Below are 14044 nucleotides of genomic sequence, written 5' to 3'. Positions count from 1 at the left end.
GGGTGTACGTCCCTTCAGCGCCGTTGCGGTGACTGCGGCCGTTTTGGTGCCCGGGCAGCCCCGAAGGCCGTTGTGCGGCGCAGCCGGAAGCCCAGGGACTCGTAGAGCCGGATGGCGTGGGTGTTGCCGGCGCCGGTGTGCAGGAACGCTGTCTCGCCGCGTTCCCGGATGCCGTGGGCCACGGCGCGGATCAGCCGGGTGGCGAGGCCCTCGCCGCGGGCGGCGGGGTCGGTGCAGACCGCGCTGATCTCGGTCCAGCCGGGCGGGTGCAGTCGCTCCCCCGCCATGGCGACGAGGGCTCCGCCGCGGCGTATTCCCAGGTAGGTGCCGAGTTCTATGGTGCGCGGCAGGAAGGGGCCGGGCTGCGTGCGGGCGATCAGGTCGAGAATCTCGGGCACGTCCGCCGGGCCGAGCCGGACCGCCTCCGGGTCCGGGGCGGCGGCGAGGCCCTCGTCCACGTACTGCACGCCCTCGATCCGGAAGGTGACCTCCCAGCCGTCGGGGACCTGTCCCTGGAACCCGAGCAGCGGAACCTCTCCGCCGGGACCCACGAGTGCAGCAGCGTCCGCCCAGTCGTCGGCGTCGGGCTCATCGGGCAGCGCCAGCCACGGTGTGACGTCGACGGGGTAGCGCACCACCCGGCCGCGCCACTCGGCGAAGTGCGCGTGCGGACCGGTCAGCGCGGCGCGGGCGGGGTGGTCGAGGACGTGGGGCGGGTCGGTGGGCCGGGGCAGGCCGGAGGGCGGGACTGACGTCTGCCGGGCTGCCGGCTGCGGGCCTGACGTCTGCTGGTCAGCGGTTGCCTCTTGGCTCCCCGTGGGTCCCGGGATGTTCGACGTTACCGGGAGGTCCTTGGTCACCGGGATGTCCGTGGTCATCGGGAGACCTCGATCACGACCTTGCCGCGGGCGTGACCGTCCTCGACCGTGCGCAGGGCCTCGCCGGCCCGGTCGAGCGGGAACGTTCCGATGACGTGCGGGTCCAGGTCGCCGTTCACCACGAGTTGGGCCACCGCCTCCAGGACGGCGGCGTTGCGGGCGCGGGCCACGCGGGCGCCGCCGAGCCGCGCCGCCTCCTGGGGCGAGGCACCGGCGGTGATCAACCTGGTCCGGTCGGCGAGCAGTTCGGCGGCCTCGGCCAGTACCTCGCCGCCCACCAGGTCGTACACCCCGGCGACGCCGTCCGGCGCGGCCGCCCGCGCCCGCTCGGCCCAGCCCGGCCCGGACGGGACGTGCACGGCCCCGAGCGCCTCGACGAAGTCCTTCTTGCTGTCGCTCGCGACGCCGACGACACTCAGTCCGAAGGACCGGGCGATCTGCACGGCCGCCGCGCCGACGCCGCCGCCCGCGCCGGTGACCAGCAGGGTCGCCCCGGCCGGCAGTGCGAGTTGACGGATGCCGTCGTAGGCGGTCGCGGCGGCGACGGGCAGGGTCGCGGCGCGCGCGAAGGACAGGCCCTCGGGCTTGTGGGCGGTCACCTCGGCCGGCAGGAGGGCGTACTCGGCGTACCCGCCGGCGACCGTGTTGCCGAAGACCTCGTCCCCGGCGGCGAATCCCTCGACGCCGTCGCCGGTCGCCTCGACAACCCCGGCGACCTCGTTGCCGAACACGACGGGGAACACGCGCTCGCCGCTCTCACCGGGGCGGCGGTAGCCGGTGCGCTGCTTCCAGTCGATCGGGTTCACGCCTGCGGCCCGCACCGCGACCAGCATCTGGCCGGGGCCGGGGACGGGCCGGTCCACCTCTACGAGCGACTCGGCCTCCGGGCCGCCGTACCGGGTGAAGACGTACGCCTTGGGCACTGTTCCACTCTCCTTCGCTTCCGCCGGGACACCGGAGGCGGTCACGGCCCCAGGATGCCTGTACGCGCCACCGGATGCGGCACCAGTCGGCAAGGAGGACCGGCGCTCGGCTATTCCCGGGACGCGGGAGAGTTCATACGGCCTTCACGATCTGCCTTCACGGGGTGCCTTCGTGATCGGCCTTCGGGATCGGCCTTCGTGATCGCGTGGGGGGCCAGGGGTCAGGACATGCCTGACAGGCACGTACGGTTGACGGCGTAAGAAATCATCCCCGTAGTCACGCTGGAACCGCATGAACGTCTCCCGAGGCTTCACCGGACGCGCCCGTGTCCACAACCCAGGGCTGCCGCCCGGTCAGTACGACGCCGGCGACGACTGGCCCGTCCTGTCCGCCGAGGTCACTCCCGAACTGGCGCCCGCCGACTGGACGTTCCGCATCGACGGGCTGGTGGAGCAGCCGCGCACCTGGACCTGGGACGAGGCGCACACACTGCCCGCGTCCGCCTACGAGGGCGCCATCCACTGCGTGACGAGCTGGTCGAAGTTCGGCGTGCGGTTCGGCGGTGTGTCCCTGGACGCGTTCCTCGATGTGGTGCGGCCACATGGGACCGCCACCCATGCCGTCGCCTACTCGCACACCGGCTACACCACGAACCTCCCGCTCGCGGACCTGGTCGGCGGGCGGGCGTGGGTCGCCTGGGAGTACGACGGCAAGCCGCTGCCCTCCGAGCACGGCGGGCCGGCACGGCTGCTGGTGCCGCACCTGTACTTCTGGAAGAGCGCCAAGTGGATCGCGGGCCTGCGTCTCCTCGACCACGACGAGCCGGGTTTCTGGGAGCAGAACGGTTATCACGCGCGGGGCAACCCGTGGGAGGAGCAGCGGTACGCCGGTGACTGAGACCTCGACTCCGCCCGCCTTCACTCCCCCGACCCGGTTCGCCGTGCCCGGACGGATCGCGGTCAGCAACCGGACCGCCGGGCTGTGGCAGACCGCCACGCTCACCGAGATCCGCCGCGAGACGCCGCGTGCCTCAACGTTCCGGTTCGCGGTACCCGCGTGGGCGGGACATCTGCCCGGGCAGCACCTGATGCTGCGGCTGACCGCCGAGGACGGCTACGCGGCCCAGCGCCACTACTCGATCGCGTCCGCGCCCGACGACTCGGACCATATCGAGCTCACCCTCGACCATGTCGAGGGCGGTGAGGTCTCCGGCTGGTTCCACTCGGTGGCCGAGCCGGGGGACGAGGTCGAGGTGCGCGGCCCGCTGAGTGGCTTCTTCGCCTGGCCCGGCGACCGGCCCGCGCTGCTGATCGGGGCCGGCTCCGGGGTCGTACCCCTCATGTCGATGGTGCGGCACCACCGGGCGCGCGGGCTGTCCGTCCCGCTGCGGATGCTGGTGTCGGCGCGCAGTCCCGAGGAGCTGATCTACGCGCGGGAGTTGGGCGCGGAGACGACGCCGGTGTTCACGCGGAGTGCGCCGGAGGGTGTGCCGGTGGGACGTATGGCGGCCGCACATGTGGCGCCACTCCTGGCCGAGCAGCCTCCTGGTGGGTGGGAGGCCTATGTGTGCGGCTCCAATACCTTCGCCGAACACGCCTCACGGCTGCTGGTCGCGGGCGGTCAGCCCGTGGACCGAATCCGGATCGAACGCTTCGGCTGACCGAAGGCTCCGGCTGACCGAGCATTTCGGCTGACCGAATGCTTCGGCTGACGACCGGAGGCCGGACGGACGTCCTCCCGGCCGATTCCCCGCGTCCTGTGCCGCCCGGCGTTTCGCCGTACCCCGGCTGGGCACTCCGGACCGACGGCCCCGGACCCGTGAGCGGGGAGTGGGTGCACGTCGCCGGTGAAGGGGTACAAGAAACGTGTGGGCACTCGCAGGTGTGCGCGGTGCGGAGGTCGACATGCGAACCCGGGTGCGCGGCTGGCGTTGGCGGCGCAATCCGTTGCGGCGCCGGTCGGACGTCGTCGAGGCGTGGACGGTACTGACCGTCGCGTTGCTGTTGTTCGTGGGCGCACCCCTGGCCGGGGCGATCGCCGGCTGGTGGGCCCACCACGAGGCCCGCGCGGTCGCGCTGGAGCAGCACGCCGAACGTCACCGGGTGCGCGCGGAGGTCGTCGGCAGAATTCCCGACTCGCTGCCCTCGGTGGGCGGACGGGAACGCGTGTACACGGTGGCCGTGCGCTGGTCCGAGCCCGGCAGCGGGCCGCGGACCGCGACGGCGCGCGTCCCGGCGGGCACGCAGCGGGGCGACACGGTCGCGGTGTGGTTCGATTCCCGCGGCCGGAGCGTGGCCCCGCCGCCGGACGCGACCGCCATCTGGCAGCACGCGGTCACCACCGGCGCCTGCGCCACCGGCGGCACGGTCGCCGTCGTCCTGCTCGCCCACTCCGTCGTCCGCGGCCGGGCCACCCACCGCAGGATGGCCGAGTGGGAACGCGACTGGGCCCTCACCGAACCTCAGTGGACCCGCCGCAGGGCGTGACCGCCGACGAGGCGTCTTACCGGGGCCGGTCTCCGCCCCCGTGCAGACGTCCGCGTCACGCACCTCGTGTACGGCGGCCTGTTCACGCCCCTGGCGGCATCCGCCGCGCGCGGCTGTATCCGCCGTGATGCCCGCGTGTGTCCGCAGGCGTTCCTTCGGAACGTGACCGAGGCGGAGGCCTGGCGAGACGTCCGAGCACCCACGTACGGTGTGATCATCCGCACTCACCCTGTCACAAAGGCGGTCCCACATGGCCCTGTTCGACCTTCCGCTCGACGAGCTCCGGGAGTACCGCAGCGCGTCGACCGAGCCCGAGGACTTCGACGCGTTCTGGTCAAAGACGCTCGGAGAGGCCCGCGAGCACGACCTGGACGCCCGCTTCGAACTCGTCGACACCGGCCTGACGACGGTGAAGGTGTACGACGTGACGTTCGCCGGGTTCGGCGGGCACCCGGTGAAGGGCTGGTTCGTCCTCCCGGCCGAGGTGTCCGCACCGGTACCGGTGGTGGTGGAGTTCGTCGGGTACGGCGGCGGGCGCGGGCTGCCGCACGAGCATCTGCTGTGGGCGTCGACGGGCCGGGCGCACTTCGTCATGGACACCCGGGGCCAGGGCAGCGGCTGGGGCGGCGGTGGCGGCACCGCGGACCCGGTCGGCGGTGCGCCCGCGTACCCCGGTTTCATGACGCGGGGCATCGACGCCCCCGAGAACTACTACTACCGGCGCGTCTTCACGGACGGGGTACGGGCCGTGGAGGCGGCCCGCTCGCACCCGCTGGCCGACCCCGCCCGCACGGTGGTCCTCGGCGGCAGCCAGGGCGGCGGCATCTCGATCGCGGTGGGCGGACTGGTCCCGGACCTGGCGGCGGTCGCGCCGGACGTGCCGTTCCTGTGCGACTACCCGCGCGCGACGACAACGACGGACCGTCACCCCTACCGGGAGATCGGCCTCTACCTCAAGACGCACCGCGGCCACACCGCGGAGGCCCTGCGCACCCTCTCCTACTTCGACGGCGTGCACTTCGCGACCCGTGGCCGCGCTCCCGCGCTGTTCTCGGCCGCCCTGGAGGACCAGACCTGCCCGCCCTCCACCGTGTTCGCCGCCTTCAACGCCTGGGCGCACGAGGAGAAGGCGATCGAGGTGTACGACTTCAACGACCATGAGGGCGGCGGCCCTTACCAGGAGGCGGCCAAGGTGCGCTGGCTGCGGTCGTACGCCTGAGGGCGTGTGCCTTTCGGCGGGGGTGGAGAGCGAACGGGGCGGTTACTCGGCTGCGAGAAGCCCCAGGCCCTTCAGGAGCGTTGCGGTGTCTGCGCCGGAGGTCCACAGATGAGCGTTCCAGCCTGCGTCGAGCGCGGCTTTGACGTTCACCCGGCGGTCGTCGACGAACACGATGGTTCCAGCGGGAAGCCCCAGCTCGTCGGTCACGTGGCGGTAGAGCGCGGGCTCGGGTTTGGCCAGCTGAAGCTCGGAGGAGAAGAACCACTCGGTGACGTACTTCGCCCATGTCGTTGTGCGGGCGACCGTGGCCATCTCGAGTGTCGCGTTGGACAGGATGCCCACGCGGACGTCCCTCTCCGACAGGGCCTCGAGGAGGGAAACGGCGTCCGGGCGGATGGTCGTCCATGCCTCGGTGTCGATGCGGGTCAGCTCGCTGACGGTGCCGGGCACCGCGGGGAGGCCGAGGTCGGCGAGGACCGCGCCCCAGAAGGCCTGAGCCGTACCGCCGCGGTCGTATGCGTCCCGGTGGTCCCAGTAGGCGGCTTCCACGGCGTCGGGTTGTCGGGACAGACACGCCGCGAGGGACGAGTACAGGTCTGGCGGGGTGGCGAGCACTTCACCGAGATCGAAGATGACGATGCGGGGGGCGGTGTTGGCCCCGGGGCCGGACTGCGGCCCTGTGTCCGCGCCGGGCGAGGGGGTGGGTGGGGTCGGGGGCATCAGGTCACGTCCCACGAATGGAGATGGCGCCACGACATGTTCTGCCACCAGCGGCCGCTCCAGTCGGCGCGGAACTCGAACAGCGAGTACCACCGGGCGACGAAGGAGGCGGGCGCCTGGAGGGGAAGGCCTGCCAGGAACTCCCCCACCTCGTCGGTGAGACGGTCGTCGACCAACAGGTCATGCGCTGCCAGGCCGAGGTGCGCGGCGAACGAGTAGTCGGCCACCGGCGTCACCAGGTAGTCGTCGACGGGGACCGAGAGCGGGGCGACCGCCTTTGCGACCGCTGCGGCGACCCGGCCGAGCGGTTCGTTCGGCCGGGTCCCGGACGCGTCGAGATTGATGCCGTACTCGTAAGTGTCCGATCCTGTGCGGGAGATACCGCTGTTGTAGACGGGGAACGGGCCGACGTTCTCGAAGACCGGATCGAGCGCGGAGATGAGCTCGGCCTCGGTGGCGCGGGTGCACAGGTTCCCGATGAGGGTGGCGTGCGGCGGGAACGCTCCCGCCGACACGAGGCCGAACTGCTTGTTCAGGGCGAGCGTCACCTGGGTGACGGTCCAGCAGGTCGCCGGATCGGGGCGGAGGAAGATGCCATAACGGATGTCGGTCAAGGCCATCTCTTTCTGATCTGCTCGGTGTTCTGATCTGCTCGGTGTTCTGATCAGCCTGGGTTCTGTTCCGCTCGGTGTTCTGTCTTGCTCCTGTTCTGCCTTGCCCGTGTTCTGTTCTGCTGGGAGTCGGCGTGAGGCAGATCGGACCGCTACTGGCCGACTTGTTCCTGGTACGTCTTGATCGCCCTCTTCGCGTCGGCCGCGGCCTGGTCGAGTGCCGCGCCGACCGGCTTCGAACCCGAGAAGGCGGCCTGGAGCTGGTTGATGTTTCCGGTGCGGATCGCGGTCATCGCACCGGTCACGCAGCCTGCCGTGGCCGACACGGTCGGCGTGTTCTTGACCTGGCTGGTGAAGGTCTGGAAGTTCGGGTTCGCCTTGAGGTAGGCCTGCTGTGTCGCGGACGAGTCGGTCTCGGTGTTGATCGGGACGTATCCGGTCGCGTGGCTGAACTCCTCCTGGGCGGCAGGAGAGGTGAGGAAGGTTTCGAGCTTCCAGCCCGCCACCTGCTGCGCCTGCGTGGCGGTGCTGCTGAGCCAGAGGGCCGAACCGCCGATGATGCCCCCCGAGGTGCTCTTCGGTCCGGAGGTGGGGACCGGCAGGGCCTGATAGCTGAAGGGCGTACCCGTCTTGAGGACTCCGAGCAGGCCCGAGCTCTGCAGCAGGAGGCCGACCTTGCCTGCCTGGAACGCGGAGATGGAAGCGGAGCCGTCGGGAGCCCCGTCCACCGCCACACCCGTGCGGTAGAGGTCCGCGACCTTGGTGATGGCCGACTTCGCGGCACCTGTGTTGATGGTGATGCCCGTGGCTGCCGCGCCCTTGCGGCCGTTGTCGGGAGTGCAGAAGTCCTGGCCGGCGGTCGACGTGAGCTGCTCGACGTACCAGTCGTCGTCGGGCATCGTGAAGCCCTTCTGCCCGGTCTTCTCGGCTACGGTCTTCGCGGCGGCCACGACGGAGTCCAGCGTGCCCAAATCTGTGCCCTTGGAGATGCCGGCCTTCTTCAGCAGGTCCCAGTTGACCCAGAGCACCGGCGTGGACATGTTCATGGGCACGGCCTGGAGTTTGCCGTCGACCGTGTAGTAGTTCCGGCCGGCGGGCGAGAGCTCGTTCAGCTTCAGATCACCGGGGTTCGCCTTCGCCATGTCCTGAGCCGCGATGCTCTTCTTCACGTCGGTCATGAATCCGGTGGCGATGTCGCCGGCGAGGAGGACCGTCGGTGTGGACTTGCTGCGCAGCCCCGCCGTGTATTTGGCCAGCAGGTCGGGGTAGGCGCCCTGATAGGTGGCCTTGACGTGGATCTTGCCCGTGTTGGCGGTGTTGAACTCGTCGATCAGCTTGCCGAACGCGACACCGTTCGCGGCCCCGAGACCGTGCCAGATGGTGATCTGGGTGACGCCCTTGGCGTTCTTCAGTGCGGACGGGTCGGGCGCGGACGCACCGCTGCTGCCGCTCGAGGTGGAGCTGCAGGCCGCCGCGCCTGCCATGACCGCTACCACTGTTGCCGTGGTCAGGACTCTGTTCTTCATGAGGGTTCCTTGGATGGATGCGGGCGGAGCAGGTGGGCACGGCCTAACGGAGGACTCCGCGGGTCAGGCCGTTGATGAGGAAGCGTTGCGCGAAGACGACGAGGAGCATGGTCGGGACGACCACCAGAACGGCCCCAGCGAAGATCACGGACGGGCTGCCCGCTTCAGAGGCGGCGAGCTGGGAGATTCCCACCTGGATGGTCCGGGCGGCGGCCGTGTCGGTGATCAGCAAGGGCCAGAAAAAGCCGTTCCAGGCGGCCAGGGCGCTCCAGATGATGGCGTTGGTGACCTGGGGCCTGCAGGTCGGCATGATGATCGTGAACAGTGCCCGGATGTCGCCGGCACCGTCCAGCCTGGCCGCTTCCCAGATTTCGACGGGGACGGCCGCGAAGGCCTGCCGGAGCAGGAAGATCGGGTAGCCCGCGGCCAGGTACGGGATCACGACCCCGAGGATCGTGTTGCGCAGACCGATGGAGCCGACGAGCTCGTAGTTGGGGATGACGATGGTCTCGCCGGGGATCGCCAGCGTGACCAGGACGAGACCGAAAGCGATCCGGCGGCCGCGCCAGCGGGGGAAGACCAGGGCGTACGCGGCCAGCGCACCGGTCAGCAACTGTCCGGCTGTCTGCAGTGTGACGACGCCGATGCTGACCACGTATTCGCGCAGCAACGGGATGGCGGTTGCCGCGTCGCGGAAGTTGGCGAGCGTCCCATGGGCGGGATTCGGGACGATCCCGTTGCGTGCTATTTCTCCGTTCGGGGTGAAGGCGCTCAGGAAGGAGACATAGACGGGCAGAAAGACGATGGCCGCGAGGAACAGGACGACAAGGAATCTGGTGATCGTCCCGATGCCCGGAAACCGCACGGCACCGCCAGGCCTGCGGCGCAGGCCATGGCCAGGACGCGTCGGCTTGCCCGCACCGGCACGCGTCGGAGCCGGCCTGATGTCCATGGAGATCACGCTGTCTTCTCCCGTCCGAACAGCCGGAACTGCAGCGCCGTGATCGCGGTGACAATGAGGATGAGAACGATCGCGATGACCGATGCGCGGCCGAAGTCCGGTGTTCCGTTCCCGAAGGCCGACTGATAGAGGCGGTACACGAGGGTGGTGGTCGCCCCGGCGGGGCCGCCCCTGGTCAGGACCTGGATCTGAGCGAAGGACTGAAGGCCCGCGATGGTCTGTGTCACCACCAGGAACAGAATGCTCGGGCGCATGACCGGCACGAGAATGCGAGCCGCGAGACGGAAGCCGCCGGCGCCGTCCAGTTGAGCTGCTTCGACGACTTCCGGCGGAACGTCCCGCACGGCCGCGGTGAGTACCAGAAAGGCGAATCCGAACTCGTACCACGCGGTCGCGATGGCGATCGCCCATACCGCTGTGAACGGGTCAGACAGCCAATGTGGGCCCCCCACACCGAAATCGCCGAGAATGACGTTCAGCACTCCGACCGAGGGGGCGAACAGGCCCGCGAACACAGCGGATGCGGAAGCGGCGGAATACGCGAACGGAAGAGAGAAGATCACGTTGAAGATCCCGCCGCCCAGGAGCCGTCGGCGCAGCAGAAGCGCCGCGCACAGCGCGCCGACCGTGGCCAGGACCATGCCCAGCAGGGCGATGACGATCGAGATCGTGACCGTGTGGAGGAAATCGGAGTCCGTCAGCAGGGACACATAGTTGTCCAGGCCCACGAACCGCGTCGGATTCCCGATGAGGTCGCTGGCGTAGGTGCTGAGCTGCAGGGTCCGTACGAGGGGTCTGAAGACGAAGACCACCAAGAGGGCGAGCCCGGGCACTATCAGCCACGGGCCGACGCCGGTCCCGCGCCACTTGAGCGCCGGACGCGACGACGCGGTTGTGCGCATATCTCCTCCTTTGCCTGCCACTCGCCATGTCGGCAACGTACGGGAACGTTCCCGGGCTGGCAATGGCGTGAAAGTACCAGGGGCGGAAGAGGCGGATCAAGCAACGCACAGAAGAACGGCAGGTTGCCACAAAAATCCGGATGCGTAACCGGATTCCTTGCCCGTAGGAGACGACCGGCGTAGCGTGCATCGCCGGGAACGTTCCCGGTCCGCCGGTGTGCTGGGAAGCCTGGTGAACCCATCACGGAAGGACCGCCACGTGAGCGACCCCGGCACTCTGCTCGGACTCTCGTTCAGGATCTTCGTCGCGATCGCGCTGGGCGCGGCGATAGGTCTGGAACGCCAGTGGCGTCTGCGCACCGCCGGCATCCGCACCAACGCCCTGGTCTCCGTGGGCGCCTGTCTCTTCGTCGTCATGGGAGCCGTCGGACTCGGCCAGGACGCCGGCGCCGACCCCACGCGCGTGGCGGCGCAGGTCGTGTCCGGGATCGGATTCCTGGGCGCGGGGGTGATTCTGCGAGACGGGTTCGACATCAGAGGACTGACCACGGCCGCGACGCTCTGGTGCGCCGCCGCGATCGGCTCCCTCGCCGGAGCCGGGATGGAGATCATGGCGCTCATCGGCTGCCTGGCGATCATCGCGACCAACACGCTGCTGCGGCCGCTGAGCAGATTCGTCAACAGGCTCCAGCGGCGCGGCGGTTATCACTCGGACGAAGTGGAGGAAGACGACGCCCCGACCGATTTCCTGCTCGAGGTCGTCACCACGGACAAGAGCGAGCCGCGGGTCAGAGCGCTGGTTCTGCAGGCGGTCGATCGGCCCGAGTATGTCCTCCGGTCGCTCGACATCCGTCCCGGCAAAAGTGCGCGGACGACGGTGCTGGCCGGCGTGTCAGCGCACCACGCCGGCGACACGGCCGGGCTGGAAACCGCGGTCCAGCGGATCGGCCTGGATCCCAAGGTGACGTCCAGCCGGTGGTGGCCGGCCGAAACCGACGACTGACTGCTGACGACTGACGACTGACGGCTGACGGCTGACGGCTGACGGCGAAGCCGATGACCGACACCTGACAGCCGGCGCTGATGACGGACACCTGGCGACTGAGGGCTGATGGGCTATGGCTGACAGCTGACAGCTGACAGCTGACAGCTGACAGCTGACAACAGGCTGACGTGGTCAGACGTACAGGCTGACGTGGTCAGACGTTTGGCAGAACCTCCGCCGCCGTCCTGCCCTCGACCAGACTGCCTCTGAGTTCGACCAGCCGGTCCTGATCCGTCTTTCCCTCGATGCGGTCGAGCAGAAGATCGATCGAGGTCCTGCCGATTTCCTCCACCGGCTGACGGAATGTCGTCAGGCCCAGATAGGGAGTGGACAGGGGGCCGAATCCGTCGTAACCGGTCACGGCGAAATCCTCGGGGGCCGCTTCACCCCGCTGCCGCAGAAGCTCCAGGACGTCGACCGCCGCCGCGTCCGTGGGGCACATGATGGCCGTCACTCCGGCACCGTCGAGCTCAGAGGCGATCACTCGGGCCGCTTCCCTGTCCGAGGCGGCCTCCCACACCACGGGCGTTCGTCCCGCCGCTCGGATGCGGCCGATCATCGCAACGCCCCGGGCGTACTGGCTCAAGGAATACGACTGCTCGACCAGAACGACCGCGATGTGCTGGTGCCCGAGTTGCAGCAGGTGATCCGCCAGCACGTTACCGCCGTCGGCGTCATCGCAGAACACACTGGTGATGCCCCTGGATGTCTCGCGGCGCCCCGCCACCACGATGGGAACGCGGTCGATGAAAGGGACGATCTTCTCCGAGGGCAGCCGGGCCGATGACACGACGAGACCGTCCACCTGCAGGGACACGAGATTCTTCAGCGACTGCAAAGCGTCGGCGACCTCCAGGTCGCCCGCGCTCGTGACGGTGACGATCTGATAGCCCCGTTGCTCGGCCGCGCGCTGCATCGCGACCTGCAGCCAGGCATAGAACGGCCGCGTCACGTCCCGGAGCAGGACTCCGACCGTCTTCGTGCGCGAGCTGACAAGCCCCCTCGCCATGGCATTGGCCACGTACCCGAGTTCTCGCGCGGCGCGCTCGATCCGCTCCCGCGCTTCCGCACTGACCTCACCCTGACCCGACAGAGCACGTGACACGGCGGACTTGGAGACGCCCGCCTCCGCGGCGATGTCCAAAATCGTAGGAGCCTTGCCACGGGCCCTCGCCATCCGTTCCAACCCCTGTCCACGCTTGTCCACGCTTCGGTCGTCGGCTTCCGCCGGCTTCCCCCGGCTAACTGCTGTCCGGGAGCCTTCCGGGAACGTTCCCTGCCATGACTATAACCGTCGGCCCCAGTGACTGACCTGGGCGGCGACAGGAGCTCAGTGATCGGCTGAAAGGTGCCTCTCGAGGGTGAAACGGGCCGAGGACACCGGTCCTGTTCGCCGCTTCACGGCCCACCGGGCCGGCTACCGCAGCCGACGCGCCACGACCGTCCGGACCCGTGGACTGCCGTCGTATCGGCGCCCGAACTCGGGCAGCGCCTGCAGCTCGACACCGAACCCGGCACGCTCCAGCTCCCTGCGGACATCACCCATCCTGAAGGCCCGGTAGTACATGACGAACGGGGGCCGCCACACGGCGTTGCGCACCCGCATCACCGCGTCGAAGGCCAGCAGCATCCAGTAGGCGCGGGACGCGAGGCGCGGCGGGGCTACGACGGGGAAGGCGAAGCAGCCGCCCGGCCGCAGCACCGAGTGGACCTGGGCGAACAGGCCCGGCAGTTCGCGTGGCAGGAAGTGCCCGAACGCCCCGAAGCTCACGACCAGGTCGAAGGCGGGCCCGAACGGCAGGGCCCGGACGTCCGCGCGCACCCAGGAGACACGCGGACCGTCGGGACGTACACGCTCCCGGGCCACCGCGAGCATGCCGGCGCTGAAGTCGGCCCCGGTCACGCTGTGCCGGCACACCCGCGCGAGCACGTCCACCCCGGCGCCGGTGCCGCAGCACAGGTCGAGGCCGGTGTCGAAGGGGCCGGTGCGGCGCAGCGCCGAGGCGACGGCGTCGAGCACCGACTCAGGAGTACGGAAAGGCGTGTGGTCGAACTTCGGGGCGAGCAGGTCGTAGCCGCGCTCGACGGAGGACAGCGCCTGCACGGCGAGCTCACGGAGGCTGGGGCCTTCGGGGCTGAACATCAGCGACAGCTTAGGGGAGTCCGCCTGCCGAGGTTGTCCCGCGCCGACGTCAGGCGCTCCCGGTACAGCTGCTGGGGTGTGGAACAGGAGGGTGATTACTCTGCTCCACGTCTGTTCCATCAAGTGACCAGTGACTGTGGAGGACCCGATGCGCGCATTCCGCGAGGCGGTCGAGGCACGTGACCTCGATGCCGTCGAGGCGCTACTGGCCGAGGACGTGGTCTTCACGAGTCCGGTCGTGTTCGAGCCGTACGCCGGGAAGGCCATCACCGCGGCGATCCTGCGCGCCGTCATACGGGTCTTCGAGGACTTCCGCTACGTGCGTGAGCTGAGCGGCGCGGACGGGCGTGACCACGCGCTGGTCTTCACGGCCAGGGTGGGTGAGCGACAGATCGACGGCTGCGACTTCATCCACCTCGACGAGGACGGTCTGATCGACGAGTTCACGGTCATGGTGCGTCCGCTGTCGGGCACGCAGGCCCTGGCGGCGGCGATGGGGGCGCAGTTCGAGCAGATCGCGAAGGAGGCCGAGGCGAAGGAGGCGAAGGTGGCGGAGGCGAAGGTGGCGTCGGGAGGCGAGGCGGGGGCCGAGGCGCGGTTCAAGTGAGACCGCGAGGGCCAACGCCCTC

At 69.6% G+C, this 14044-nt stretch carries 15 protein-coding genes; 6 read left to right on the top strand and 9 right to left on the bottom strand.

From position 1 onward, the window contains the following. Positions 1–14 precede the first annotated feature (14 nt). On the bottom strand, positions 15–878 hold the full coding sequence (locus ACIBK3_RS21960) for a GNAT family N-acetyltransferase (RefSeq protein ID WP_399367768.1): 864 nt from the start codon (positions 876–878) through the stop codon (positions 15–17). Next, complete coding sequence (locus tag ACIBK3_RS21955; protein ID WP_399367844.1) at positions 875–1801, bottom strand: NADP-dependent oxidoreductase; 927 nt, start codon at positions 1799–1801, stop codon at positions 875–877. Before ACIBK3_RS21955 ends, ACIBK3_RS21960 begins: the two co-directional genes overlap by 4 nt. Before the next feature lie 292 nt (positions 1802–2093). Between ACIBK3_RS21955 and ACIBK3_RS21950 the strand changes: the two genes are divergently transcribed. The 4 genes from ACIBK3_RS21950 to ACIBK3_RS21935 all read left to right on the top strand — a co-directional run bounded on the left by ACIBK3_RS21950 (position 2094) and on the right by ACIBK3_RS21935 (position 5507). Beyond that, complete coding sequence (locus ACIBK3_RS21950) at positions 2094–2699, top strand: sulfite oxidase-like oxidoreductase (protein ID WP_399367766.1); 606 nt, start codon at positions 2094–2096, stop codon at positions 2697–2699. Further along, complete coding sequence (locus ACIBK3_RS21945; protein WP_399367764.1) at positions 2692–3462, top strand: ferredoxin reductase; 771 nt, start codon at positions 2692–2694, stop codon at positions 3460–3462. Before ACIBK3_RS21950 ends, ACIBK3_RS21945 begins: the two co-directional genes overlap by 8 nt. A gap of 244 nt (positions 3463–3706) precedes the next feature. Continuing rightward, on the top strand, positions 3707–4288 hold the full coding sequence (locus ACIBK3_RS21940) for a hypothetical protein (RefSeq protein WP_399367842.1): 582 nt from the start codon (positions 3707–3709) through the stop codon (positions 4286–4288). A gap of 250 nt (positions 4289–4538) precedes the next feature. Next, positions 4539–5507: an acetylxylan esterase gene (locus tag ACIBK3_RS21935; protein WP_399367762.1), complete on the top strand. Its 969-nt coding sequence runs from the start codon at positions 4539–4541 to the stop codon at positions 5505–5507. A 42-nt stretch (positions 5508–5549) separates the two neighbouring features. Here ACIBK3_RS21935 and ACIBK3_RS21930 read toward each other — a convergent pair whose 3' ends face one another. The 5 genes from ACIBK3_RS21930 to ACIBK3_RS21910 form a co-directional block, all read right to left on the bottom strand. After that, complete coding sequence (locus tag ACIBK3_RS21930; protein ID WP_399367760.1) at positions 5550–6227, bottom strand: HAD family hydrolase; 678 nt, start codon at positions 6225–6227, stop codon at positions 5550–5552. After that, a complete protein-coding gene (locus tag ACIBK3_RS21925; protein WP_399367758.1) occupies positions 6227–6841 on the bottom strand; it encodes a hypothetical protein in 615 nt (204 codons plus the stop codon). The genes ACIBK3_RS21930 and ACIBK3_RS21925 overlap by 1 nt, the downstream gene beginning before the upstream one ends. 149 nt (positions 6842–6990) lie before the next feature. Continuing rightward, a complete protein-coding gene (locus ACIBK3_RS21920) occupies positions 6991–8364 on the bottom strand; it encodes an extracellular solute-binding protein (protein ID WP_399367756.1) in 1374 nt (457 codons plus the stop codon). 43 nt (positions 8365–8407) lie between these two features. Next, complete coding sequence (locus ACIBK3_RS21915; protein ID WP_399367755.1) at positions 8408–9316, bottom strand: carbohydrate ABC transporter permease; 909 nt, start codon at positions 9314–9316, stop codon at positions 8408–8410. 5 nt (positions 9317–9321) lie between these two features. Then, on the bottom strand, positions 9322–10053 hold the full coding sequence (locus tag ACIBK3_RS21910) for a carbohydrate ABC transporter permease (RefSeq protein ID WP_399367753.1): 732 nt from the start codon (positions 10051–10053) through the stop codon (positions 9322–9324). A gap of 433 nt (positions 10054–10486) precedes the next feature. Between ACIBK3_RS21910 and ACIBK3_RS21905 the strand changes: the two genes are divergently transcribed. Then, the gene (locus ACIBK3_RS21905; protein WP_399367751.1) at positions 10487–11230 is read left to right on the top strand and encodes an MgtC/SapB family protein; all 744 of its coding nucleotides are present in this window, start codon (positions 10487–10489) and stop codon (positions 11228–11230) included. 196 nt (positions 11231–11426) lie between these two features. Here ACIBK3_RS21905 and ACIBK3_RS21900 read toward each other — a convergent pair whose 3' ends face one another. Beyond that, entirely contained in the window at positions 11427–12479 is a 1053-nt protein-coding gene (locus ACIBK3_RS21900; protein WP_399367749.1) for a LacI family DNA-binding transcriptional regulator, read from the bottom strand. Positions 12480–12689: 210 nt separating this feature from the next. Then, positions 12690–13415, bottom strand: coding sequence for a methyltransferase domain-containing protein (locus tag ACIBK3_RS21895; RefSeq protein WP_399367747.1), 726 nt, complete (start codon positions 13413–13415; stop codon positions 12690–12692). Positions 13416–13563: 148 nt separating this feature from the next. Here ACIBK3_RS21895 and ACIBK3_RS21890 point away from each other — a divergent pair, with 148 nt between their 5' ends. Continuing rightward, positions 13564–14022, top strand: a complete 459-nt coding sequence (locus ACIBK3_RS21890) for a nuclear transport factor 2 family protein (RefSeq protein ID WP_399367745.1) — start codon at positions 13564–13566, stop codon at positions 14020–14022. The last annotated feature ends 22 nt before the right edge of the window (positions 14023–14044 follow it).

The sequence above is a fragment of the Streptomyces sp. NPDC050287 genome (genome assembly GCF_044459385.1).
GTDB lineage: Bacteria > Actinomycetota > Actinomycetes > Streptomycetales > Streptomycetaceae > Streptomyces.
Note: the sequence above shows the minus strand (reverse complement) of the source record. Positions and strands in the feature narration are given on the sequence as shown.

Bases quoted from the DNA above. Each gene is read 5' to 3' on its own strand.
- ACIBK3_RS21890 (WP_399367745.1), top strand. From the start codon at position 13,564: ATGCGCGCATTCCGCGAGGCGGTCGAGGCACGTGACCTCGATGCCGTC.
- ACIBK3_RS21960 (WP_399367768.1), bottom strand. From the start codon at position 878: ATGACCACGGACATCCCGGTGACCAAGGACCTCCCGGTAACGTCGAAC.
- ACIBK3_RS21950 (WP_399367766.1), top strand. From the start codon at position 2,094: ATGAACGTCTCCCGAGGCTTCACCGGACGCGCCCGTGTCCACAACCCA.
- ACIBK3_RS21915 (WP_399367755.1), bottom strand. From the start codon at position 9,316: ATGGACATCAGGCCGGCTCCGACGCGTGCCGGTGCGGGCAAGCCGACG.
- ACIBK3_RS21935 (WP_399367762.1), top strand. From the start codon at position 4,539: ATGGCCCTGTTCGACCTTCCGCTCGACGAGCTCCGGGAGTACCGCAGC.
- ACIBK3_RS21940 (WP_399367842.1), top strand. From the start codon at position 3,707: ATGCGAACCCGGGTGCGCGGCTGGCGTTGGCGGCGCAATCCGTTGCGG.
- ACIBK3_RS21895 (WP_399367747.1), bottom strand. From the start codon at position 13,415: ATGTTCAGCCCCGAAGGCCCCAGCCTCCGTGAGCTCGCCGTGCAGGCG.
- ACIBK3_RS21920 (WP_399367756.1), bottom strand. From the start codon at position 8,364: ATGAAGAACAGAGTCCTGACCACGGCAACAGTGGTAGCGGTCATGGCA.
- ACIBK3_RS21930 (WP_399367760.1), bottom strand. From the start codon at position 6,227: ATGCCCCCGACCCCACCCACCCCCTCGCCCGGCGCGGACACAGGGCCG.